This is a genomic window from Nonomuraea mangrovi (assembly GCF_042681425.1).
GTDB classification, from domain to species: Bacteria; Actinomycetota; Actinomycetes; order Streptosporangiales; family Streptosporangiaceae; genus Nonomuraea; species Nonomuraea mangrovi.
The window spans coordinates 1,014,348-1,036,756 of record NZ_JBHUFV010000033.1; the positions used below are offsets into that span (position 1 = coordinate 1,014,348).

Below are 22,409 nucleotides of genomic sequence, written 5' to 3' on the forward strand. Positions count from 1 at the left end.
TGATTCCTGCCCGATTTCGGGCAGGATGTTGGCATGGCGTGTGATCCCTGCGTAGGGTCCTGCCCTGTGCATCCCTACGAGGACCTCATCGCGCACCTGACCAGGACGAGCCAGCTCGCCCACGGTGAGGCGGCGCGCGTGGTGGCCGAGGTGGTGGCGTACTTCTCCGAGCCCGTCGAGGAGTTCGTGCGGCGCCGCCACGGTGAGCTGAAATCCCGTGGCCTCACCAACGACGAGATCTTCCCCAGGATCGCGGCGGAACTACCCGCGCGGCGCGTGGCGGCCCCCGAGCTGTCGCTGCGCCAGCTGCGCAGGATCGTCTACGGATAGGAAGGTTGGCCCATGTGCGGAATCGTCGCTTATGTCGGCAGCAAGGATGCCGCGCCCATCCTGCTGGAGGGGCTGCAGCGCCTGGAGTACCGCGGCTACGACTCGGCCGGGGTGGTGGTGTCGAACAAGGGGCTCAAGCTGCGTAAGGTCAAGGGCCGCGTGGCCGACCTCGCCAAGGCCGTACCCGCCAGGTTCAAGGGGACGCTCGGCATCGGGCACACCCGCTGGGCCACCCACGGCGTGCCGAGCGACGAGAACGCCCATCCGCACCTGTCGTCCGACGAGCGCATCGCCGTCGTGCACAACGGCATCATCGAGAACGCCGACGAGCTGCGCGCCAGGCTCGTCGCCGAGGGCGTGGTCTTCGTCTCCGAGACCGACACCGAGGTGCTCGCGCACCTGATCGCCCGGACGGTCACCGAGACCGACACCCTGGAGGAGGCCGTCAGGAAGGCGCTCAAGAGCATCGTCGGCACCTACGGCATCGCGGTCGTCGACTCCGAGCGGCCCAAGGAGATCGTGGTCGCCCGCAACGGCAGCCCGATCGTGCTCGGTCTGGGTGAGAAGGAGATGTTCGCCGCCTCCGACGTGGCCGCCCTCGTCCGTTACACCCGCCAGGTCGTCCACCTGGAGGACGGCGAGCTGGCGGTGCTGACCGCCGACGGCTTCCACACCTTCGCCAGCGGAGGGCGCGAGACCGCCAAGGAGCCGCTGACCGTCGACTGGGACGCGGGCCACTACGACACCGGCGGCTACGAGCACTACCTGCTCAAGGAGATCTCCGAGCAGCCCGAGTCGATCGCCAGGACCCTGCGCGGCCGCCTCGACGAGCGCTTCCACATCGCCCACCTGGGCGGTCTCAACATGGACGCCCGCGAGACCCGGTCCTTCCGCCGGGTGAAGATCATCGGGTGCGGCAGCGCGTACTACTCCGGCCAGATCGGCGCGCAGCTGATCGAGGAGCTGGCCCGCATCCCCGCCGACGCCGAGCCCGCCAGCGAGTTCCGCTACCGCAATCCGGTCGTCGACCCCGACACCCTCTACGTCGCGATCAGCCAGTCGGGCGAGACCTACGACACGCTGGCGGCCGTGCAGGAGCTCAAGCGCAAGGGCGGGCGGGTCATCGGCATCGTCAACGCGGTGGGCAGTGCGATCGCCAGGGAGGTCGACGGCGGCATCTACCTGCACGCGGGCCCCGAGGTGTCGGTGGCCTCCACCAAGGCGTTCACCTCGACCGCGATCGCCTTCGCCCTGCTCGCCCTGCACTTCGGGCGGGTGCACGACCTGTCGCCGGCCGACGGCCGCCGCATCGTCGAGGGGCTGCGCGAGCTGCCGACGCAGATCGAGAAGATCCTCGAGCAGGGCGACCGCATCGCCGAGCTGGCCAAGAAGTACGCGGTGCATCCGAGCATGATGTTCGTCGGCCGGGTGCGGGGCTACCCGGTGGCCCGCGAGGGCGCGCAGAAGCTCAAGGAGATCTCCTACATCCACGCCGAGGCCTATCCGGCTAGCGAGCTCAAGCACGGGCCGCTCGCGCTGATCGGCCCCGAGCTGCCGACGGTGGCGATCGTGCCCGACGACGAGCTGCTCGACAAGAACCTCACCACGCTGGGCGAGATCAGGGCGCGTGGCGGCCAGGTCCTCATGGTCGGCCACCGCGAGCCCGACGCCAAGCTGGCCGACGACGTGATCGTGATCCCCAAGAACGAGATCGAGCTCGACCCGATCCTGCTGACGATCCCGCTGCAGCTGCTGGCCTACCACGCGGCCGTCGCGCTGGAGCGGGATGTCGACAAGCCGCGCAACCTGGCCAAGAGCGTCACCGTCGAATAGGCCCAAGGAGAGGGCCCTCAGGGCAGCAGCAGGCCCCAGTAGAGGGCCCACGGGATCATGACCGCGCCGGCCGTGACGAGCAGGCCGAGCCGTACCCGCTCGGAGCCCCGCCCGGCCGCGCGCCAGGCGCGGGCGGTCAGCACGGTGGCGACGGCGACCGTGACCACCAGTGCCTGCAGCAGCAGCCAGAGCACGGGCCTGCCCGCCAGGACGGGTCCGGGTTCGGCCAGCTTGCCACCCGTCATGACCAGGTACATCAGGTAGCCGAAGCCGCCGGCCACCACGGCCAGCCCCGCGCCCGCCAGCACTCTGGGCGCGGGGCCCGCGGCCACCGCCGTACCCCTGACCCTGCGGACGCCGGCGGCCAGCGGGTAGCCGAGGAAGGCGACCAGGAACAGCAGGAGCGCGGCGGCCTGCACGGGAGCCGACTCCCACCAGGCGGGCGGCGGCACAGGGATGGTCGCCGACGCCTGCTGCGCCTTCGTGCCCGCCTCCGGCGGGCTCGAACGGGGCGCGCGCCCGGAGGCGACGTCGGACACCCACGATCCGACCAGCTCGGGGTAGCCGGGCGTCAGCTCGGGCGCCCTGGTGACGCCGCCGTCGGGAGTGCGGTGGGCGGCGTGGTCCGCGCCGGTGAACAGGCGGAGCGTCACGTGCTCGTTGCCGCCCTCGGCCAGGGTTCTCGCCATCAGCGGAGGGCTCTCGACCGGCGGGGTCAGCAGGTCGTGCGTGCCCCAGATCGCCAGGACCGGCTGACGGACCTTCCGCAGCACGGGCAGCGGGTCGTGCCATGGCTCGGGGAACAGCCCGCCGTCGGAGATCGCCCGGTACAGCGTGGGCACCGAACGGTCGGGCAGCGAGCCCGCGACGCCGGCCTTGCGCAGGCCCGCCGAGACCGCCCACGCCTGCTGGCGCAGCGGCTGCAGGGAGTTGGCGCCGACCAGCACCACGAACGCCACGTCGGTGGAGCGTGAGGCGGCCAGCGGCACCACCCATCCGCCCTCGCTCAGCCCCCAGAGCCCGACGTGGGCCGGGTTCACGCCCGCCTGGCGGCGCAGCGCCGCCACCGCGCCGAGCGCGTCGTCGGCCAGCTGTGAATAGGAGCGCTCGAACAGCGAGTAGCCCTCGGTGCGCTTGTCGTAGACCAGCACCGCCATGCCGCGTCTGGCGAACTCCACGGCCTCGGTCATGAGCTTGGTCCTGGGCGTGCCCGCGCCGGCTCCGTGCACGAGCACGATCCCGGGGCGCGCGCCCTGCCCGCCTCTGGGGGACAGGACCGTGCCGCGCAGGGTGAGCCCGCCGCCGCCCGCGAAGCTCACTTCCGTCGTGGTCAGATCGGCCGGCACCGGTACGGCAGGCGGCGCCCCCGTCGCCGGTACGCCGGTCGTCGGCCTGGCGTGCGCCGCCGCCGGTGCGGCCAGCGCCACCAGCAGCGCCATCGCTGAGATCACTAATCTCTTCATGTTGCCGAACCTACTCTGCAGAGAGTTATCGGCAAAGACATGTCTGCAGAAATCCTTCTGGAGGACTAGGGTGCTCGTCATGAAGGATGACGAGCCGTGGGTCCTGGACGACCCGGGCAAGCTGAAGGCCCTGGCCCACCCGATGCGCCGCGCCATGCTCCGTCACCTGGGCCTGCACGGTCCCGCCACGTCCACGACGCTCGGCTCGCTGCTCGACGCCAAGACCGGCACGACCAGCTATCACCTGCGCCAGCTGGAGAAGTACGGGTTCATCGAGGAGATCCCCGAGCGGTCGGCCGGGCGTGAGCGGTGGTGGCGGAAGACGGAGACGGGAGACATCAGGCTGCCCCATCCGGCGCAGCTCGCGCCCGAGGACCGCCCGGTGCTGGCCGAGTTCCACCGGATCGGGCTCGAGGAGGACAAGGGGATCCTGCTGGAGCTCCTGCCCGCCGCCTACCAGGCCGATCCCGCGTGGGTGAAGGTCTCGCGCGCTCTCGGCCGGATGACGCTGGGCGAGCTGGAGGACTTCTTCGAGGAGTACATGCTGCTGCTGAAGAAGTACAGCCATCGTGCCGCCGACGCTCCTGAGCAGGCCCGGCCCCTGCACATCCGCCTGCTCGCCCTGCCCGCGGACCTGCCCGCCCCCGATGTGTGACTCTCCGCCTCCGACCAATAACATGGAGTAGCGGAGGGGTGGGGCGACGGGAGGGGCCTGCGCATGCGCCGTCGGGAGTTCGTCGCGAGAGCGCTGGCCGCTATGGCGGGCCTGGCCGGCTGCGGTACGGCCACGCGCCCGACCCCGAGCTTCTCCGTCGTGCCGGGAGGGGAGGCCTGGGTCCCCGTCGCGCGGGTGCTCGCGGGGCAGTTCAAACGCGACGGCGTGGCCGAGGGAGGGCCCCTGCTGACGGTGACCGGCCTGCCCGCGATCGCGGCCGCCGAGATGGCCGGGGTGAAGGAGACGGGCACCCCGCTGGCCAGGCTGGTCGGCGACGTCGAGGTCCTGGTCGTCTCCAACGCCTCCGTCTTTCGCGAGTTCGACGACTTCGCGCGGCGGCTGGTCGCCGACCCCGGCGGCACCGTGCTGGGCGGCAGGCCGCAGGGAGAGTCCGATCACCTGCTGTTCGGACTGGTCGCGCGCGGTCTCGGCGCGGACGCCAGGGTGCTCGACTACGCGGGCTACCCCACCACGGACGATGCGGCCGAGGCGCTGCTGGCGGGCAGGGTGGGCGTCGCCGCGGGCCCGCTCGGCGAGTGGCGCAAGCGCCTCGGCAAGGGGCGTCTCAGGGCGCTGGCCGTCTCCTCGGCCGAGCGGGTCGAGGACGTCGAGGCGCCGACCCTGCTGGAGTCCGGTGTCAGGGTCGACTTCGCCGACTGGTGCGCGGTGCTCGGGCCCAAGCAGATGAGCGAACGCGATCGCGCCCGGGCGGTCGAGGTGCTCGACGAGGTCGCCCGGTCCGCGCGGTGGCTGGACGCCTGCCGCGCCAGAGGGTGGAAGCCGATCCCGCTCAGCGGCGACGACTTCGCCGCGTGGCTCGGGTCCGAGGCCGGCAGGACCCGCGAAGTGCTCAAGGACCTGGGGCTGATCGACACAACTTGTTGGGGTAGTTGCGTCCGCGGCCACTAGATGTAGGATCCTGGTCGTCGCTGGTTCGCCCGAGCAGGGCGAAGCAAAAGGGAAGCCGGTGAGATGCCGGCACTGCCCCGCAGCGGTGAGCGGGAACGACCGCCGTCACGAAGCACTGGGCCCATGGCCTGGGAAGCGACGGCCAGTAGGAAGCTGACGTACGCCCGCGAGTCCGAAGACCTGCCAGCGGTGTGACCTGTCCAAGGCCTCGAGGGAGGGCCGCGGGGTCTCGCGGCGTGCCCGCGTGCTCTCGCCTGCCTTCACGGGGTGAGCTCGCGAGGAGAGAGCGTGACGCAGATCGTAGAGGTGGATCGCCGGCTGGCCATCGAGGAGGCCGCCGCCAGGGTGATCGCCGACCCGGAGAACTCCAGGGTCGCCGCCAGGCTGCTGGCCGAGCAGATCGCGGACGAGGCCGCCGCGCACGGCGTGAGGACCTTCTCCGAGTCGATCGTGGCCACCCACGCCGCGGGTCTGCTCCAGGACGGGCTGGCCGCCTTCGTGGCGGCCAACGCCGCCGCCCTCGACGCGCTGGTGGACGAGAGCGCCGACGACAGGTTCGAGTACTTCGGCCTGCGCACCGTCTACGACCGCTACCTGCTGCGCCACCCCGAGACGCGCGGCGTGCTCGAACGCCCGCAGCACTTCCTGCTGCGCGTCGCCTGCGGTCTTTCCGCCTCGGTCGCCGAGGCCGCCGAGCTGTACGCGCTGATGTCCACGCTGTCGTACCTGCCCAGCTCGCCCACGCTGTTCAACTCCGGCTCCCGCCGTCCCCAGCTCTCGTCGTGCTTCCTGCTCGACTCGCCGCGCGACGAGCTGGAAGGGATCTACGAGCGTTACGGCCAGGTCGCCAGGCTGTCGAAGTACGCCGGCGGCATCGGCATCGCGTGGACCAGGGTCCGCTCGCGCGGCTCGCTGATCCGCGGCACGAACGGCCACTCCAACGGCATCGTCCCGTGGCTGCGCACGCTCGACTCCAGCGTGGCCGCCGTCAACCAGGGCGGCCGCCGCAAGGGCGCGGCCTGCGTCTACCTGGAGACCTGGCACGCCGACATCGAGGAGTTCCTCGAACTGCGTGACAACACCGGCGAGGAGGCCCGCCGGGCCCACAACCTCAACCTCGCCAACTGGGTGCCCGACGAGTTCATGCGCCGCGTCGAGGCCGACCAGCCGTGGTCGCTGTTCGACCCCAAGCAGGTGCCGCACCTGACCGACCTGTACGGCGAGGCGTTCGACGTGGCCTACCGGGCCGCGGAGGCGGCGGGCCTGCACACCCGTCAGATCCCCGCGCGCACGCTCTACGGCCGGATGATGCGCACGCTCGCGCAGACCGGCAACGGCTGGATGACCTTCAAGGACGCCGCCAACCGCGCCTCCAACCAGACCGCGCGCCCGGAGAACGTCATCCACCTGTCGAACCTCTGCACCGAGATCCTCGAGGTGACAAGCGACGGCGAGACCGCCGTCTGCAACCTGGGCTCGATCAACCTGGCCGCCCACCTGGCGGGCGGCACCATGGACTGGGTACGGCTGCGCGCCACCGTCAGGACCGCGGTGCGCTTCCTGGACAAGACGATCGACCTGGGCTTCTACCCGACGCCCGAGGCCGAGACCGCCAACCTGCGATGGAGGCCGATCGGGCTCGGCGTGATGGGCCTGGCCGACGTGTTCTTCTCGCTGCGCCTGCCGTTCGACTCGGCCGAGGCGCTCGCGCTGTCCACGCGCATCGCCGAGGAGATCGCGCTGGCCGCCTACGACACCTCCGCCGACCTCGCCGTCGAGCGCGGGCGTCACCCCTCCTACGGCGACACCAGGGCGGCGCAGGGCGTCCTGCACCCGGACCACTACGGCGCCGGCGACTCGCCCGAGTGGACCGCCCTGCGCGCCAAGATCGACAGAACCGGGCTGCGGAACTCCCTCATGATCGCCATCGCGCCGACGGCGACGATCGCCTCGATCGCGGGCTGCTACGAGTGCATCGAGCCGCAGGTGTCGAACGTCTTCAAGCGCGAGACCCTGTCCGGCGAGTTCCTGCAGGTCAACCGGTACCTGGTCGCGGACCTGCAGGGCCTTGGGCTGTGGACGCAGGAGATGCGCGACGCGGTGAAGCGCGCGGACGGCTCGATCCAGGACATCCAGGGGATCCCGGCCGAGCTCAAGACCCTGTACAGGACGGCGTGGGAGCTGCCGCAGAAGGCGCTCATCGACCTGGCGGCGGCGCGGACGCCCTACATCGACCAGTCGCAGTCACTGAACCTCTTCATGGCGACGCCGACGATCGGCAAGCTGTCGTCGATGTACGCCTACGCGTGGAAGCAGGGGCTGAAGACCACCTACTACCTGCGCTCGCGCCCCGCCACCAGGATCGCGCAGACGACCGTGCAGGCGGCGCCCGAGCAGGCGTTCACGGTGAGCGAGGCGGTCGCGTGCTCGCTGGAGAACCCCGAGGTGTGCGAGGCCTGCCAGTAGGCACGCCGCCCCGCACGACAGACGTTCCGTTCGCAAGGAGAAACACATGCTGCTCGACCCCGGTATGGACCTGACGCTGCGCCCGATGCGCTATCCCGACTTCTACGAGCGCTACCGGGCCGCGATCCGCAACACCTGGACGGTCGAGGAGGTGGACCTGCACAGCGACCTGGCCGATCTCGCCAAGATGTCGCCCCAGGAGCGCCACCTCATCAACCGGCTGGTCGCCTTCTTCGCCACCGGCGACTCCATCGTCGCCAACAACCTCGTCCTCAACCTCTACCAGCACGTCAACGCCCCCGAAGCCCGCCTGTACCTGTCCAGGCAGCTGTTCGAGGAGGCGGTGCACGTGCAGTTCTACCTGACGCTGCTCGACACCTACCTGCCCGACCCCGACGAGCGCGTGAAGGCGTTCGCCGCCGTCGACAACATCCCCTCCATCCGCGACAAGGCCGAGTTCTGCTTCCGGTGGATCGACTCCCTGTCCGACCTGCAGCGGCTGGAGACCAGGCAGGACCGCAGGACCTTCCTGCTCAACCTCATCTGCTTCGCCGCCTGCATCGAGGGCCTGTTCTTCTACGGCGCCTTCGCCTACGTCTACTGGTTCCGCTCCCGCGGCCTGCTCGGCGGCCTGGCCACCGGCACCAACTGGGTCTTCCGCGACGAGTCGATGCACATGGAGTTCGCCTTCAGCGTCGTCGACACCGTCCGCGCCGAGGAGCCCGACCTGTTCGACGACAAGCTCGGCGAGCAGGTCACCAGGATGCTGGAGGAGGCCGTCGCGGCCGAGCTGGCCTTCGCGAGCGACCTGTGCGGTGACGGCATGTCGGGCATGACCGTCGGGCAGATGCGTGAGTACCTTGAGTACGTCGCCGACCAGCGGCTGCGCCGGCTCGGCCTGCCCATCAGGTACGGCACCGCCAACCCCTTCGCGTTCATGGAACTGCAGGACGTGCAGGAGCTGGCGAACTTCTTCGAACGCAGGGTTTCCGCATATCAGGTCGCGGTTGAGGGCAATGTGACCTTCGACGAGACATTCTGAGACATTAGGGGGCATGATTGTGTCGCCGATGAACTGGCTCATCCTGATCGGTTCCGTGCTCGGGGCGGTCATCGGCGTCGAACTGGTTCGCAGGGTCCTGCTCAAGGCCGGCCGTACCTGGGACTTCCTCAGGCACCTGGTGGTCAGGTGCACCTGGCCCGGGTTCGCCGTGGCGGCGGTCGTCGCCTTCAACGCCGCGTTCGTCCCCACCATGGTCAGCTCCTCGGCGAGCCCCATCGTCGAGCGTCTCACCGGCGTCGTCACCATCGCCGCGTTCACCTGGCTGCTCATCCAGGCCGCCTACGCGGTCACCGATGTCGTCCTCGACCAGCTCGAGCGGGTCGAGGAGAACAACCGCAGAGCCCGGCGGGCAAGGACCCAGATCACCCTGGTCCGCAGGGCCGCCGCCGCGGTGATCATCGTGATCTCGTTCGGCGCCGCGCTGTTCACCTTCCCCGAGGTGCGGGCGCTCGGCGCCGGACTGCTCGCCTCGGCCGGCATCGCGGGCGCGATCGTCGGCATCGCGGCCCAGTCCACGATCGGCAACATGCTCGCAGGGCTGCAACTCGTCTTCAGCGACGCGTTGCGGCTCGACGACGTGGTCGTGGTCAACAACGAGTGGGGCAGGATCGAGGAGCTCACGCTCACCTACGTCGTGGTCCGCTCGTGGGACGAGCGGCGCCTGGTCTTCCCCGTCTCCTATTTCACCCAGAACCCGTTCGAGAACTGGACCAGGCACGGCAGCAGGGTCATCGGGCACGTCTACTTCCGCGTCGACTGGTCGGTGCCCGTGCAGGAACTGCGCGAGGAACTGCACCGGTTCGTCAAGGACCACCCGCTGTGGGACCAGAAGGACTGGACGCTCCAGGTCACCGACGTCCAGCCCAACGGCCTGGTGGAGCTGCGCGCGCTGATGAGCGCGGCCGACTCGGCCTCGGTCTGGGATCTGAAGTGCGACGCCCGCGAGCACCTCGTGACCTTCCTGAAGACCCACTACCCGCAGGCGCTGCCCCGCTTCAGGGTCGAGAGCTCCTCCTTCGGCGCCTTCGCCGACTCAGGCTCCGGGGGCTGGCCGAAGGACCCGCGTGGCGCCCGCGATCAGCGCGGTGGCCAGAACCCACCCTGACACCACCAGCGTCCACGCCACCCACGCCGTCCACCCGGCGGGCTCGTACGCGCCGCGCACCTCGAACACGCTCACCGGCACCAGCAGGTCGAGCGAGTAGACGAACGCGTTGAACGTGCGGGTCTCGCCGGGGTCCACCTGTACCGGCGGCATCCGTCCGAAGATGACCGTTCCCGCGGCGAGCAGGACCACCGCCCACAGGCCTGCCAGCCACGAGCGGTAGCCGTACCCGACCATGAGGTCGAGCAGCCGCCCCCACACCCTGCCGGGCGCGCGCAGGGTGCCGCGCCGCTCGCGCTGCTTGGCCAGCAACGCCCGCCGCGCGTCGGGCTCGTGCCCGATGCGCCGGTACCACGAGGCCAGCTGCTCGTACGGCTGCGGCCGGTACCCGTTCGGATCGTGGCGCAGCCAGCCGAGCCGTTCGGCGAGCGTCCACGGCCCGCGCAGCGACTCGTACGTCAGCCCGTCGAGCTGCACGGCGTCCGGATAGGCGTCGGGGGAGTCGAGCAGCACCCCGAAGCGGGAGTAGCCGAAGTTGATCCCGCCCTCGACCACGTCGGGACGCATGATCACCTCGTCGGCCTGCATGTGGCTCAGGTGCAGCGCCCTGTCCGGCGACCGGAGCTCGGCGTGATGGAAGGACAGGACCCCGTCGACCCGCGCGCCGCGCATCCTGATCGTGCCGTCGGCGCGGAAACCGTTGCTGAGCTCGGCGGTGGCCGCCGTCATGAAGTCGGCGTTGATCGAGCCGACGTGCGCCCGCTCGAGATAGAGGCCGCCGGGGAACTCGCCGCCGATCAACCGCAGCCCGCCGTGGGCGCGCAGGCCGCGCAGGAACGTGCCGCCGCCCACCGACAGGCCACCCGCCCACAGCGCCCACTCGTGCATGGTGTCGCCCGCCTCGCCCTGGGGCTCGCGCACGTCGCCGTGGGCCGACTCGGACGTGGTGGTGCGCGGCGGCGGCGCGGAGAGCGTCGTCCTGGACAGCCGGCACTGGCCTTCGACGCGGGCGTTGTCCAGGCGTACCCCCGCGTGCACGGTCGAGCCGTCCAGCTCGAACAGGCCGTCCACCTTCATCCGCGAGCCCTTGAACCTGGTCAGCTCGCAGCCGCGCAGCCTGACTCCCCTGGCGGTGGCGTCGGACAGGTCGACGGGTTCGGCGACGTGGCAGTTGAGCAGGTAGAGCGGGACGTCGATGGCCGCGCCCGACAGGTCGAGGGCGCCGGTCACGCGGGCGCCGGCCAGCCGTACCCCCGGCACCTGGCCGGGGGTACGCTCGACCGCGCCGAGGAGCAGCGCGGCGATCACCTCGGCCCGCACCTCGCGCTCGCGCCCCCAGCGGTCGGCCTGCGACGGATCGTCGAGTTCCCTGTCGCCGGCGCGCAGATCCACCCATGCCCCGCTGGGAAAGGCCCGCCACAGGCGGCGTTCGGCCGGCGATAATCTGCGCACGGGTGAGATTTTAATCTGTGGCACTTTAGCGAATTGCCTTTTACCTTTGTGCTGTTCGCGAGAGAGAAAGCGGTCCAAGCCGTCAGGCTTTTTCTCTCTCAGGTCTGACCGGCGGGAATGGCGCCCCCCGGATGGATGTGAACGCCACTCGCCCCGGGCATGGAACCACGCCGCCCACGCCCGGGGTCACACCTCATGCGGTACCGCGGGCCGGACCCCGAGTTCGGTGAGAAGTCCGGCGATCTTGCCGGCGCGCAGCGGGTCGACGGGCAGGACATGGCTCGTCCACCAGCGCGCGGCCTCGGGGTTCGGCCCCGCCGGCACCTGGCCGAGGTAGTCGTTCAGCGGCGGGTCGTAGATGAACCCGGGCACGACGCCCCGCTGCTCGAGCTGGGCGACGACGGCGTCCCTGTCCTCGACCACGAGCGGGACCCGCAGCAGCGGCTGGGGCTCGGCGTGGCGCACCCCTTCGGCGGCCCACGGGGTCTCGCGCAGCAGGCGTACCCCCGCCAGACGCGGCTCCCTCTCGCGGTCGATCACGCGGAACCTGGAGTTCTGGTACCGGCGCACGAGCGGGCCGTGGCGCATCCGCCAGTCGGCCTGGTCGATCGACAGCCAGTAGTCGAGGGCCGACAGCAGTTCGGCGTCCGTGGACCGCGCGTCCCCGCCCCCTGCCGCGGCGGGCGCCGCGGCCAGCGCCGCCTTGAGCTCGGGCTCGCGCGAGGGCAGGCGGTGCCCCGTCCACGTCATCAGGCCCAGCCGCTTGAGCGCGTGCCAGATGGGCCGCACCAGCCCCGTGCGGTAGATCGTCTCCCTGATCACGGGCCGCATGACGGCCGCGAGCTGACGTCCGGGCACGAGGAGCTCGTCCCTGGCCTCCTCCAGCGCCCTCAGATCGGCGGGGTCGGCGCAGGTGAGGAAGGCGCCGGACATCGCACGGCCGTGCTTGGCCAGGCTGTAGACGCCCGCCACGCCGAACGTGCCCGCGAGCCGCCCGTCGACCGTGGTCAGCATGGCGTGGGCGGCGTCGTCGATGATCGTCACCCCGTGGCGCGAGCAGGCCTCCCGCAGTTCGGCGATCCGGTCGGGCTGGCCGTACAGGTGTGTGGTGAGGACGCCCGACACACCTGTCCAGTCGACGGCGGGCACGTCGATGTTGCCATCACGCCACGAGACCGGTGCCAGCACGGGGGTCAGCCCCGCCGCCAGCACCATGAACAGCACGATCTCGCAGTTGGTCGGTGCCAGCAGCACGCTGTCGCCCGGCTTGAACCAGTGGCGCAGCGCCAGATAGAGGGCGAACCTGCCCGAGGGCACGTGGAGACAGTCCTGCCCCGCTCTGTCGCGCATCACCGGCGCCTGCCGTAGGCGCGCAGCATCTTGTCGACGGCCCCGTAGAGCGCCGGGGTCTCCAGGATGAGTCTGCGCGCGCGGCGGACGGGTTCGTGGCGCAGCTTGTGCAGGGTGGCGCCCAGCGTACGGCGGCGCACGACCCCCTCGCCGACGGGCGCTCCGGTGCTGCGCAGCGCGTCCTTGTACTCCGAGCCCGTGCCGATGCCCAGGTCGAGGGCCTGGATGCCGATCTCAGCGGCGTCCTCGGCCATGTGCAGGTGCTGGATGAGGCCGGGGGAGTACTTGGCGAAGTCGGGGTCGTAGGCGGGGAACCAGCCGATCAGCACCGAGTCCGAGCGCAGCCCGAAGTGTCCGGCGACCGGGCGGCCGTCGACGTACATCATCGACAGCGGGCCGGCGAAGGAGGGTGTGTCGACGGCGTACAGCCGGTCGACCAGCTCCACCACCCACGGCTGTCCGAACCTGTCGGCGCGGCCCATCCGGCGGTACTGCGCCGACTTCCACTCGCGTAGCACGCGGAAGTCGTCGGCGCTGCGTGAGGCGAAGTCGAAGGTGACCTCGCCGAAATCCCTGCCGAGCTTGCGCTCCTTGTACAGCGTGCTCTTGTAGAACTTCGACGAGCGCTTGGCGAGCTCGGCCGCGTAGGCGGCGTACCCGGACGACAGGTCGAGCACCACGCTCTGCTGGGAGAGCGTCTCGTACGGCTGGAACCACGGCTGGCGCTCGACCAGGCAGCCGAACTCCCAGACGTGCAGCCCCAGCCCCCTGAGCAGCGCGTCGGCGTCGAAACGGACTCCGGTCCTGTGGATCACCCCCTGGCACAGCGAGACCCACGAGCCGATCGCGGTCCCCACGCCGCCCGCGCCGACCTCGAAGGGCAGGAACCCGGCGATGCCCTCGCCGTCACTGATGATCCCGACGCGCGCCGCCCTGCTCACCTCGCCCATGGCGATCGTGAACTCGGGACTCAGGAAGGGGTTGGCCAGATGGGGTTGCGCTGCCTGCATCTCACGCCAGGCGGTGAGTTCGCTCTCGCCGAGCTCACCGGGCCTGACCACGGAAAAGGTGGAACGTTTCATATCAAGCTGGAACATACCCATCCTCATGAAGAAACAGCAGCAACCCTACGAAGGTGCGGTACCACGGTCAGCGCAATGATCGCATTGGCCGCCAGCACCGCGTAGCCCACTCCGGTGATCCCCGCCACGGGGAAGAGGACGGCGATCAGGCCCAGCGTCAGCACCGCGAGGCCGATCTGCACGATCGCCAGCCGCCTGGCCTGGCTCATCGCCCTGAGCGTGCTGAGGTGGATCTCGATCAGCATGCCGGGCAGCACCGACAGCGCCATCAGCCGCAGCAGGGGCGAGGCGGCGTCGGCCATCTCGCTGCTGAAGACCGACAGGATCAGCGGCGCGCCCAGCGCGGCGATCGCCACGATCGGCACGATGATCAGCACGATGCGGCGCAGGGCGTTGCGCACGCTGCGGGCCAGCTCCGAGGCATTGAAGGCGCCCTCGACCGTGAGCGAGACGGCCATGTTGGCGGCCAGCAGCCCGATCATGCAGCCCAGCGTGTGGGTGACGGAGAAGTAGCCGAAGACGGTGGCGTCGTTGAGCCAGGCGGCCACCAGGACAGGGACCAGGTAGAGGGTCAGCAGCAGCGACAGCGCGCCGGGGAAGTCGCCGGCGAGGAACCTGCCGACCTGGCGGAGCCGGGGCGGGTCGCCGCCGTTCTCGGTGACGTGCCGGGGGATGAAGACCTTGAAGATGAACCAGTTGATCGGGATCAGCGCCATCGCCGTCGGGATGATCCACGACAGGAAGATGCCGCCGGACAGACCGCCATGGGGCAGCGCGAACGCCAGGGCCGCCAACATCACCATCTTCACCAGGCCGAAGGCCAGGCTGTTGGCCGGCACCCAGACCGCCTTGCGCAGTCCTGCCAGCGTCACGTCCTGGAGCGTGAAGATCGTCCAGACCAGCACGGAGGCCAGGAAGAACAGCCCGGGGCCGAAACCGCCGAGGTCAGCGTAGGCGGGGCCCCAGAGCGGGAGCGTCAGCAGGAAGGCGAGCGCCGCGACGACGCCCGTCGCCCCGGCCACGGCGTAGCCGCGCAGGACGAACTCGGCGGTGCGCCGGCCCGCCACCGGGATGAACCTGGCCATCGCCCCCGCGAGCGCCAGACCGGTCAGCGACGAGAACAGGCGCATGGCGCTGATCATCGTCTGACCCTCGCCGAAGGCGGCGGGCGTGTAGAGCTTGGTGGCCAGGAACCAGTAGCCGAGCCCGAGCACGGCGGTGATCCCTGTGTTGGCCATGAGCGCGTAGGCCTGCAGGAACAGCGGGTTCCGCAGGTCCCTGCGCAGTCGGTCGGCCAAGGTGGGTGCGGCCACGGGGGTTGGCATGGCTCCATCTTCGTCCTGGCCGCTTGCAGCGGTCTTACCGGTAACTTTCACCCGGTGGTCCGAGTCAGGTGCCTCACTTGTCACATTGACCATCATGTCCGACGGTTGGAGTGACCCGGCACGTCTTGAGTCACTCGTTATGCGCCGGGAACCGCCCGCGCAGCCCCGGATCACGAAATCTCGTGACCCGGGTGAACGCCGTCGGCCGTCACGCTCAGCGCCTCTCAGCGGCCTCGCGCGGCGGACCCGCGCGAGGCAGGCCGCGCTCGCCGCGGTACGGCTAGCGATCCACGATCTCGTTCTTGCCGATCACCACCACGCCGCCCCTGGTGACGGCGAAACGGGTGCGGTCGTAGTCGAGGTCGAAGCCGATCCTCGCGCCGTCGGGGATCACAACGTTCTTGTCGATGATCGCCTTGCGGACGACGGCGCCCCTGCCGATCTTGACGTTGTCCATCAGCACCGAGTCCTCCACCAGGGAGTGGGAGTGCAGGACCACGCGCGGCGACAGGATCGAGCGCTGTGCCGTGCCGCCGGAGACGATCACGCCGGGGGAGACCAGCGAGTCGATGGCGCGGCCCACCCTGTCGCCCTCGTTGTGCACGAACTTGGCAGGCGGCAGCGGGTCGTGCCCGGTGTAGATCGGCCACCGGTCGTTGTAGAGGTTGAAGATCGGGTGCGCGGAGATCAGGTCCATGTGCGCCTCGTAGTAGGCGTCGAGCGTCCCCACGTCACGCCAGTAGCCCCTGTCGCGCTCGGTCGAGCCCGGCACGAGGTTGTTGGCGAAGTCGTAGACCTCGGCGCCGCCCGACTTGACCATCATCGGGATGATGTTGCCGCCGAGGTCGTGCTTGCTGGTCGGGTCGAGCGCGTCCTCGCGAAGCGCGTCGATCATCGCCTGCGTCTTGAAGACGTAGTTGCCCATCGAGGCGTAGACCTCGTCGGGATGGTCGGGCAGGCCCACCGCGTCCTTCGGCTTCTCCCTGAACGCCACGATCCTGCGCCCCGAGGGGTCGGTCTCGATGACGCCGAACTGGTCGGCCAGCGACAGCGGCTGCCTGATCGCCGCCACCGTCACCTCCGCCCCGGAGTCGACGTGCTGGGCCACCATCTGCCGCGGGTCCATCCGGTAGATGTGGTCGGCGCCGAACACGATCACGTGCTCGGGCAGCTCGTCGTAGATGAGGTTGAGGTTCTGGAACAGCGCGTCGGCCGAGCCGGAGAACCAGCGCGGACCCAGACGCTGCTGGGCGGGGACGGGCGTCACGTAGTTGCCCAGCATGGCCGACAGGCGCCAGGTCCGTGAGACGTGGCGGTCGAGGCTGTGATTCTTGTACTGCGTCAGCACCACGATCTGCAGGTAGTGGCCGTTGGCGAGATTCGACAGCACGAAGTCGATCAGCCGGTACATTCCGCCGAACGGCACCGCTGGTTTCGCGCGGTCAGCCGTCAGCGGCATCAATCTCTTGCCTTCTCCACCTGCTAGCACGACTGCGAGCACCCTGGGCGACGTCATGGCGTGACGCTACCCCGAAACCGGCCGACAAAGCAGATCCACATGCCCACCAACAGGACAGCGAGTCGCTCTTCACCATGATCGTGATCATTCGGGACGTCTTCCCGCCCTGAGGCCCCGCCGCCGTGGGCCTCGGCCGCCTTCGACGGCGGTCCGGTCGAGGGCCAGCCGGCTAGGGCAAAATACTCCAAACGCATCTAATCAACGCTTTTACCCGCGTGTTCCGCGCACGGTGGGGAACGCGGGTGTGCGTTAGGGTCGGCGTGTGCGCGTGGATCTGCTGAGTCGTGAATACCCGCCAGAGGTGTACGGCGGCGCCGGTGTGCATGTGGAGTACCTCGCCAGGGAGCTCAGACGCCTGGCCGACGTGCGGGTGCGCTGCTTCGGCGCGGCGAGGTCCGAACCGGGCGTCTCGGCCTACCGGGTGCCCGGCGGCCTGGAGACGGCCAACGCCGCCCTGCAGGTGCTCGGCGTCGACCTCGAGATGGCCGCCGCCTGCGAGGGCGCGGACCTGGTGCACAGCCACACCTGGTACGCCAACTTCGCCGGTCATGTGGCCAAGATGCTGTACGACACCCCCCACGTCGTCACCACGCACAGCCTGGAGCCGCTCAGGCCGTGGAAGGCCGAGCAACTGGGCGGCGGCTACACGCTCTCCTCGTGGGCCGAGCGCACCGCGCTCGCCTCGGCCGACGCGATCGTCGCGGTGTCGGAGGGCATGCGGCGCGACGTCCTGGCCGCCTACCCCGAGATCCCGCCCGGCAGGGTGAGCGTGATCCACAACGGGATCGACACCGTCGAGTACGCGCCTGAACGCGGGCTCGAGGTGCTGAAGAAGCACGGGATCGACCCGGGCAGACCGTATGTCGTCTTCGTCGGCAGGATCACCCGGCAAAAGGGGCTGGTCCACCTGCTGCGCGCGGCCCGCGACCTCGAGCCGGGCGCGCAGCTCGTGCTCTGCGCGGGCGCGCCCGACACGCCGGAGATCGCCGCCGAGGTGAGCGGCCTGGTCGAAGGGCTGGGGCGTGACGGGGTGTTCTGGATCTCCGAGATGCTGCCCAAGCCCGAGGTCATCCAGCTGCTCACGCACGCCACCGTGTTCGTGTGCCCGTCGGTCTACGAGCCGATGGGGATCGTGAACCTGGAGGCGATGGCGTGCGAGACGGCGGTGGTCGCCACCGCGACGGGCGGGATCCCCGAGGTGGTGGCCGACGGCTCGACAGGCCTGCTGGTGCCGATCGAGCAGGGCCCCGACGGCACGCCGTACGATCCGGAGAAGTTCGCCGCCGACCTGGCCGAGAGGGTCAACGCGCTGCTGGGCGACCCGAACAGGGCGAAGGCGCTCGGGCAGGCGGGCAGGGCCCGCGCGATCGAGCACTTCTCGTGGGAGCGCATCGCCGAGCGCACCATGGAGCTGTACCGGACGCTCACCGGCTGACCGTCGCGGTTCGGGCCGTCAGCGGCGTGCGGTGCGCCAGAGGGCGGCGAAGGTGGGATGGTCGGCGCCCTCGGGAGCGAACGCGCCGACCGCGTAGACCTCCGCGCTGCCGGGCCGACGGGCCAGCGCGGTCAGCTCAGGCACCCGTCCGCCAGGCACGGGCGGGCTCTCCGTGGTCCACTCCCCGTCCGACAGGTGCCACAGCCGGCTCCGGGTCGAGTCCAGCGCCCACAGCCCGCCCGTCCCGTCGGATTCGGCCTCGGTGAGCATGGTCCCCACGGCGCCCCATCCGCACCGCCACGACGACCCGTCCCAGCGCAGGGCCACCGGACGCGTCAGTTCGAGCGGCTCGTTCTCCTCGTTGTACGCGCCAGGCACCAGCCACGACACCCCGCCGACCACCCACACCTCACGGGGGCCGAGCACCACGACGTCGGTCAGGGACACCCGCGGCGCCTGCGCCTTCGCCGGGACACCCAGCGCGGGCACGCCGACCTGGCGCCAGCCGGTGCCCTCCCAGCGCAGCGCGGCCGTCCCGCCGGCCGCCCACAGCTCGCCGCCCTCGCCGTCGACGGCCGAGGCAGGGGAGGGAAGCGCGTACGAGCGCCAGGCGCCGCCGGCGTCCAGCAGCCCTACCCGCCCGTTCACCGCCCAGAGCCTGCCGGGCGCGATGCTCTCGGCGGCGGTGCCGCCCCAGCCGATGCTCTCGGCCGCGGCCCCCGACAGCGGCTCCACCCGCCATCCGGCTCCGTCGAAGGCGGCGACATGGCCCGTCCTGCCCACGATCCCCAGCGCCCACGCCCGCCCCTTCGAGGCCGCGGCGAGCGCCACGACCCTGACATCGGGGCCGCTGGGCAGCGGCATCGCCGTCCACGCCGTGCCGTCCCACCGGCGCAGCCCGCCGTCGGTGTACTCCAGCACGCCTTGACCCGCGGCCTTCTGCCTGGTCGAGGAGGCCCACAGCGTGCCGTCGGGGGCGGCGGCCAGATCGTCCATGCTGCCCGTCGCCTCGTCGGTGGAGATCCGCTTCCAGCTCGACGCCGTGGGCCGGGGACTGAGATCGTCCCGCTCCGCGGGTGGTTGCGGGCACGACGCCGGCCGCGCGGGGATCGCGGTGAGATGGGCCGCCGGCACCGCCTCAGGGGAGATGGCGCCGGCCGGCGCCCCAGAGGACGTGGTGGTCGCAGCGGAGGAGGCGGTGGTCGCGGCGGAGGAGCGGGACCCGTCCGACCGGGCCGGAAGCCTGTCGGCCGACGGCGGGCCCGCGCAGGCGCCGGCCGCCAGCGCGGCGGCGAGGATCGAGGCGCGAACGGCGGAACGGGCCATGCCCGTAAGTCTCGCAGATCGATCATCGACTGGCCGCGCTACCCGGTTTAAGCTGGCCGCGGTTCCAACCCCCGGGAGTCGCGGTGACAGAGATCATGCGTATGCCCCTGGAAGGCGGCGGCGCGCTCTACGTCGAGGTGCCCGACCGCAGCCAGGGCACCCGCAGGGTCTCACGGACCGGCGAGGTCATCGAGGCCTCCGTCGAGTCGCTCGAAGCGGCGCTGCGCCCGATCAGGGATGCCGCCGCCGCCACCCTGGCCGCCTTCCGCGAGTCCTCGCCCGACGAGGTCGAGCTGGAGTTCTCCGTCAAGCTCAACGCGGAGGCGGGGGCGATGATCGCCAAGACCTGCGTCGAGGGCCATATCCAGGTGCGCCTGTCGTGGAAGGGCGAGGGCGGCTGAGCGACTGCCGTACGCTTCATGAGCCGACGATCGAAGGGAAGCCCGTGCTGCTGGCCGAGGGTGTGCACGTTGTCGTCACCGACAGGAGCGGGGGCGGCAGCGCTCCGCCGTACGACGGCAGGAACCTCGGCGGCGCGGTCGGCGACGAACCCCGCACCGTGCTCACCAACCGCCGCGACACCGCCGAGGAACTGGGGCTCGACCCCGGCAACGTGGTGTTCATGCGCCAGGTGCACAGCGCGGACGTGGCCTACGTGAGCGAGCCGTTCGGGGACGAGCCGCCCCCGCTCGACGCGATCTTCACCGACAAGCCGGGTCTCGGCCTGGCGGTGCTGGTGGCCGACTGCGTGCCCGTGGTCGTGGCCGACCCCGGCGCGGGGCTGGTCGGCGTGGCCCATTCGGGGCGCGAGGGCACGTTCAAGGGCGTGGTGCCCGCGCTGGTCGACGCGATGACGGGGCACGGGGCGCAGCCGGACAGGATGGTCGCCCTGATCGGGCCGTCCGCCTGCGGCCTGTGCTACGAGGTCTCGCCCGAGCTGATCGAGGCCGCGCCGCCCGTGATGCGCTCCACCACCCGCCTCGGCACCCCCGCGCTCGACGTGCGGGCGGGCGTGAGCGCCCAGCTGCGCGGCAGGGGCGTCCAGGACGTACGGCACGACGAGCGCTGCACGATCGAGTCGCCCGAGCTGTACTCCTACCGCCGAGAGCGCGTGACCGGCCGTTTCGCCGCCTACGCCTGGCTGGCAGGCTGAGCGTCCTCATCGGGCGATGTAGTGCAGGATCACGTTGTGCACGTGGTGGGCCTTGTTCTCGCCGCGGAACTCCACCTCGTAGGTGTGCGTCCCGACGTGGATGGCGATGGCCCCCGAGGAGAAGAACGACCCGGCGAACGACTTGTTGCTCACCACGCTGACGGCGGAGATCTTCGAGTAGGGAATGCTGGTGATCGCGAGCTTCTTGCCGACGAACGACTTGTCCTGCACGATCACGCGCCGGTCGGTCAGACCGAGGAAGCCCGTGCCCGCGCCGATGGCGTCGTAGACCGCTATGACCTGCTCACCGGGCAGCAGCCCGCTCTGGATCTGCTGGAGCTGCTCCTGGCGGTCGAACGCGATGTCCATACCCTAGGAATGGGCCTCGCTGCGAGGTTTGTTACAGATGCCCCTACTGCGTCCCGCGTGATCCGCCGGCGCGGAGCACCGCGTCACGGCCTGCCCGGGGTCGCAGGTCTTGATCGCGACGCTGAGCAGCGCCAGCAGGAGGTCGATGTCCGCCTCGCTCTCCAGCCGGACGCCGATCCAGTCCTCGCTCGGGCCGAACACCACCTGCCCGGTGTCGGCCAGCGCCGCGCGCATCCGATCGATCGTGGGGCGGGTCAGGCACAGCTCGGCGTCGCGGTCGGAGTGCAGGTGCAGGACCTCGCGGGCGCCGACGGCCACGCCGACGCCCCTGCGGCAGGAGGCCTGTGTCGTTCGCACCGCGGGCCATTCCTCCAGGAGCGCGAGGGCCCGGCGGGCCCGTGAGTCCAGGGCGACCGTCATGCTGCCATCGTGGTCCTGCTCGGCACCGGAGAGTAGCCGGGCGACCTCAATCGTTATGCGTCCTTGTCTGAGGCCGCCGGTCGGCGCCTGGCGGCGATCACCGGTCGCGGAGGGCGGCGGCCGTGTGCCCGGTTCGCCGGCGCAGCAGGACGCGCAGGGTGTTGGCGTGCTCGTAGCCGACCGCGCGGGCGATTGCCTCCAGCGAGAGGCCGGTCGTCCGCAACAGGTGTGACGCCTGCTCGACCCGCAGGTCCTGGACGAACCGCACGGGCGAGGTGCCGAGGACCCGGCGGACGGCTCGCTGGAGCGTGCGGTCGCTGACGCCGATCGCCCGGCCCGCGTCGGCGAGGCTGAAAGGCCGGTCGAGATGCCGCCTGATCCAGCGCTCGAAGGCGGCGACGACGGGATCGCTCTGCGCGAGCGCGCTGGGGATCGTGTAGGCCGACTGGGACGGGCGTTCGTCGATCACCAGGTACCGGGCGACGAGCTCGGCGAGGGCCGGGCTGCTCGATCGTACGACCGCCAGGGCCAGGTCGACGTGGCCGAAGGCGGCGCCCGCCGTGGTCACCCCGTCGCAGGTGACCACCATCCGGGTCTGGTCGAGCGCGACCTTCGGGTAGCGGGCGCGGAAGTACGGCGCCAGCCACCAGCTGGTGGTCGCACGCCGGCCGTCGAGCACGCCCGACTCGGCGAGCAGGAACGTGCCCGTGCAGGCGGAGGCGACGGGCGTGCCCCGTTCCCGCGCCGCGGCCGCCAGGCGCCGAACGCCCGCCGCGTCCGGCCCCGACACATGGCAGACAAGGGCGTCGGGGCGGCGCTCCGCCAGCGCGGGGATCACCAGCAGGTCGGCCCCCTCGGCCGCGGAGACCGGGTCTGCCGGCACCAGATGCCCGGCGCCGGTGCTGATCCTGCGGCGCAGGCCCACGGTGACGACCCGCCATTCGGGCGGCGGCTGCGGGAGCTCGCCGCGCATCGCGTTGGCCGCGGCCAGCACGTCCAGCATCGCCGAGAGACCGGAGTCGAAGACGCCGTCGTAGGCGAGCACCGCCACGTCCATGACGGGAACGGTATCAGAGCCGTCGTTTCCGACACTG

At 70.8% G+C, this 22,409-nt stretch carries 20 protein-coding genes and 1 riboswitch; of the genes, 10 read left to right on the forward strand and 10 right to left on the reverse strand.

Annotation, left to right across the window (positions count from 1 at the left end; genetic code table 11):
- The first annotated feature begins 66 nt into the window (after positions 1-66).
- Complete coding sequence (locus tag ACFSKW_RS23095; RefSeq protein WP_379574407.1) at positions 67-330, forward strand: hypothetical protein; 264 nt, start codon at positions 67-69, stop codon at positions 328-330.
- Between the two features lie 12 nt (positions 331-342).
- Positions 343-2,163 (forward strand): glutamine--fructose-6-phosphate transaminase (isomerizing), encoded by a 1,821-nt coding sequence (gene glmS, locus ACFSKW_RS23100; RefSeq protein WP_379574408.1) that lies wholly within the window; start codon positions 343-345, stop codon positions 2,161-2,163.
- Between the two features lie 17 nt (positions 2,164-2,180).
- Here glmS and ACFSKW_RS23105 read toward each other — a convergent pair whose 3' ends face one another.
- Positions 2,181-3,626 (reverse strand): alpha/beta hydrolase family protein, encoded by a 1,446-nt coding sequence (locus tag ACFSKW_RS23105; RefSeq protein ID WP_379574409.1) that lies wholly within the window; start codon positions 3,624-3,626, stop codon positions 2,181-2,183.
- Between the two features lie 79 nt (positions 3,627-3,705).
- Between ACFSKW_RS23105 and ACFSKW_RS23110 the strand changes: the two genes are divergently transcribed.
- The 5 genes from ACFSKW_RS23110 to ACFSKW_RS23130 all read left to right on the forward strand — a co-directional run bounded on the left by ACFSKW_RS23110 (position 3,706) and on the right by ACFSKW_RS23130 (position 9,884).
- Positions 3,706-4,281: an ArsR/SmtB family transcription factor gene (locus ACFSKW_RS23110; protein ID WP_379574410.1), complete on the forward strand. Its 576-nt coding sequence runs from the start codon at positions 3,706-3,708 to the stop codon at positions 4,279-4,281.
- A 63-nt stretch (positions 4,282-4,344) separates the two neighbouring features.
- Complete coding sequence (locus ACFSKW_RS23115; RefSeq protein WP_379574411.1) at positions 4,345-5,250, forward strand: Bug family tripartite tricarboxylate transporter substrate binding protein; 906 nt, start codon at positions 4,345-4,347, stop codon at positions 5,248-5,250.
- A gap of 4 nt (positions 5,251-5,254) precedes the next feature.
- Positions 5,255-5,452, forward strand: a riboswitch (cobalamin riboswitch).
- An 86-nt stretch (positions 5,453-5,538) separates the two neighbouring features.
- Positions 5,539-7,716, forward strand: coding sequence for a ribonucleoside-diphosphate reductase subunit alpha (locus ACFSKW_RS23120; RefSeq protein WP_379574412.1), 2,178 nt, complete (start codon positions 5,539-5,541; stop codon positions 7,714-7,716).
- Positions 7,717-7,762: 46 nt separating this feature from the next.
- Positions 7,763-8,758 (forward strand): ribonucleotide-diphosphate reductase subunit beta, encoded by a 996-nt coding sequence (locus tag ACFSKW_RS23125; protein WP_379574413.1) that lies wholly within the window; start codon positions 7,763-7,765, stop codon positions 8,756-8,758.
- A 28-nt stretch (positions 8,759-8,786) separates the two neighbouring features.
- Complete coding sequence (locus ACFSKW_RS23130; RefSeq protein ID WP_379574414.1) at positions 8,787-9,884, forward strand: mechanosensitive ion channel family protein; 1,098 nt, start codon at positions 8,787-8,789, stop codon at positions 9,882-9,884.
- On the opposite strand, the gene ACFSKW_RS23135 is transcribed toward ACFSKW_RS23130, so the two are convergent.
- The 5 genes from ACFSKW_RS23135 to glgC all read right to left on the reverse strand — a co-directional run bounded on the left by ACFSKW_RS23135 (position 9,813) and on the right by glgC (position 16,609).
- Positions 9,813-11,336, reverse strand: a complete 1,524-nt coding sequence (locus ACFSKW_RS23135) for a hypothetical protein (RefSeq protein WP_379574415.1) — start codon at positions 11,334-11,336, stop codon at positions 9,813-9,815. The two genes, ACFSKW_RS23130 and ACFSKW_RS23135, sit on opposite strands and share 72 nt — an antisense overlap.
- A 186-nt stretch (positions 11,337-11,522) precedes the next feature.
- On the reverse strand, positions 11,523-12,686 hold the full coding sequence (locus ACFSKW_RS23140; RefSeq protein WP_379574417.1) for a DegT/DnrJ/EryC1/StrS family aminotransferase: 1,164 nt from the start codon (positions 12,684-12,686) through the stop codon (positions 11,523-11,525).
- Positions 12,686-13,768 (reverse strand): GNAT family N-acetyltransferase, encoded by a 1,083-nt coding sequence (locus tag ACFSKW_RS23145; RefSeq protein WP_379574418.1) that lies wholly within the window; start codon positions 13,766-13,768, stop codon positions 12,686-12,688. Before ACFSKW_RS23145 ends, ACFSKW_RS23140 begins: the two co-directional genes overlap by 1 nt.
- A gap of 23 nt (positions 13,769-13,791) precedes the next feature.
- On the reverse strand, positions 13,792-15,093 hold the full coding sequence (locus ACFSKW_RS23150; RefSeq protein WP_379574420.1) for a lipopolysaccharide biosynthesis protein: 1,302 nt from the start codon (positions 15,091-15,093) through the stop codon (positions 13,792-13,794).
- Between the two features lie 280 nt (positions 15,094-15,373).
- On the reverse strand, positions 15,374-16,609 hold the full coding sequence (glgC, locus tag ACFSKW_RS23155) for a glucose-1-phosphate adenylyltransferase (RefSeq protein ID WP_379574421.1): 1,236 nt from the start codon (positions 16,607-16,609) through the stop codon (positions 15,374-15,376).
- Between the two features lie 265 nt (positions 16,610-16,874).
- On the opposite strand from glgC, the gene glgA reads away from it, so the two are divergent.
- Positions 16,875-18,047: a glycogen synthase gene (gene glgA, locus ACFSKW_RS23160; RefSeq protein ID WP_379574422.1), complete on the forward strand. Its 1,173-nt coding sequence runs from the start codon at positions 16,875-16,877 to the stop codon at positions 18,045-18,047.
- 18 nt (positions 18,048-18,065) lie between these two features.
- Here glgA and ACFSKW_RS23165 read toward each other — a convergent pair whose 3' ends face one another.
- A complete protein-coding gene (locus tag ACFSKW_RS23165) occupies positions 18,066-19,373 on the reverse strand; it encodes a hypothetical protein (protein ID WP_379574423.1) in 1,308 nt (435 codons plus the stop codon).
- Between the two features lie 95 nt (positions 19,374-19,468).
- Here ACFSKW_RS23165 and ACFSKW_RS23170 point away from each other — a divergent pair, with 95 nt between their 5' ends.
- On the forward strand, positions 19,469-19,774 hold the full coding sequence (locus ACFSKW_RS23170; protein ID WP_379574424.1) for a CU044_2847 family protein: 306 nt from the start codon (positions 19,469-19,471) through the stop codon (positions 19,772-19,774).
- Positions 19,753-20,526 (forward strand): peptidoglycan editing factor PgeF, encoded by a 774-nt coding sequence (gene pgeF / locus ACFSKW_RS23175; protein ID WP_379574425.1) that lies wholly within the window; start codon positions 19,753-19,755, stop codon positions 20,524-20,526. The genes ACFSKW_RS23170 and pgeF overlap by 22 nt, the downstream gene beginning before the upstream one ends.
- A gap of 6 nt (positions 20,527-20,532) precedes the next feature.
- Here pgeF and ACFSKW_RS23180 read toward each other — a convergent pair whose 3' ends face one another.
- The 3 genes from ACFSKW_RS23180 to ACFSKW_RS23190 form a co-directional block, all read right to left on the reverse strand.
- Positions 20,533-20,895 carry a PH domain-containing protein gene (locus tag ACFSKW_RS23180; RefSeq protein ID WP_358143442.1) on the reverse strand — a complete coding sequence of 121 codons (363 nt, stop codon included), beginning with the start codon at positions 20,893-20,895 and terminating at the stop codon, positions 20,533-20,535.
- Between the two features lie 3 nt (positions 20,896-20,898).
- Positions 20,899-21,315: a luciferase domain-containing protein gene (locus ACFSKW_RS23185; protein ID WP_379574426.1), complete on the reverse strand. Its 417-nt coding sequence runs from the start codon at positions 21,313-21,315 to the stop codon at positions 20,899-20,901.
- 97 nt (positions 21,316-21,412) lie between these two features.
- On the reverse strand, positions 21,413-22,372 hold the full coding sequence (locus ACFSKW_RS23190) for a GlxA family transcriptional regulator (RefSeq protein ID WP_379574427.1): 960 nt from the start codon (positions 22,370-22,372) through the stop codon (positions 21,413-21,415).
- Positions 22,373-22,409 lie beyond the last annotated feature (37 nt).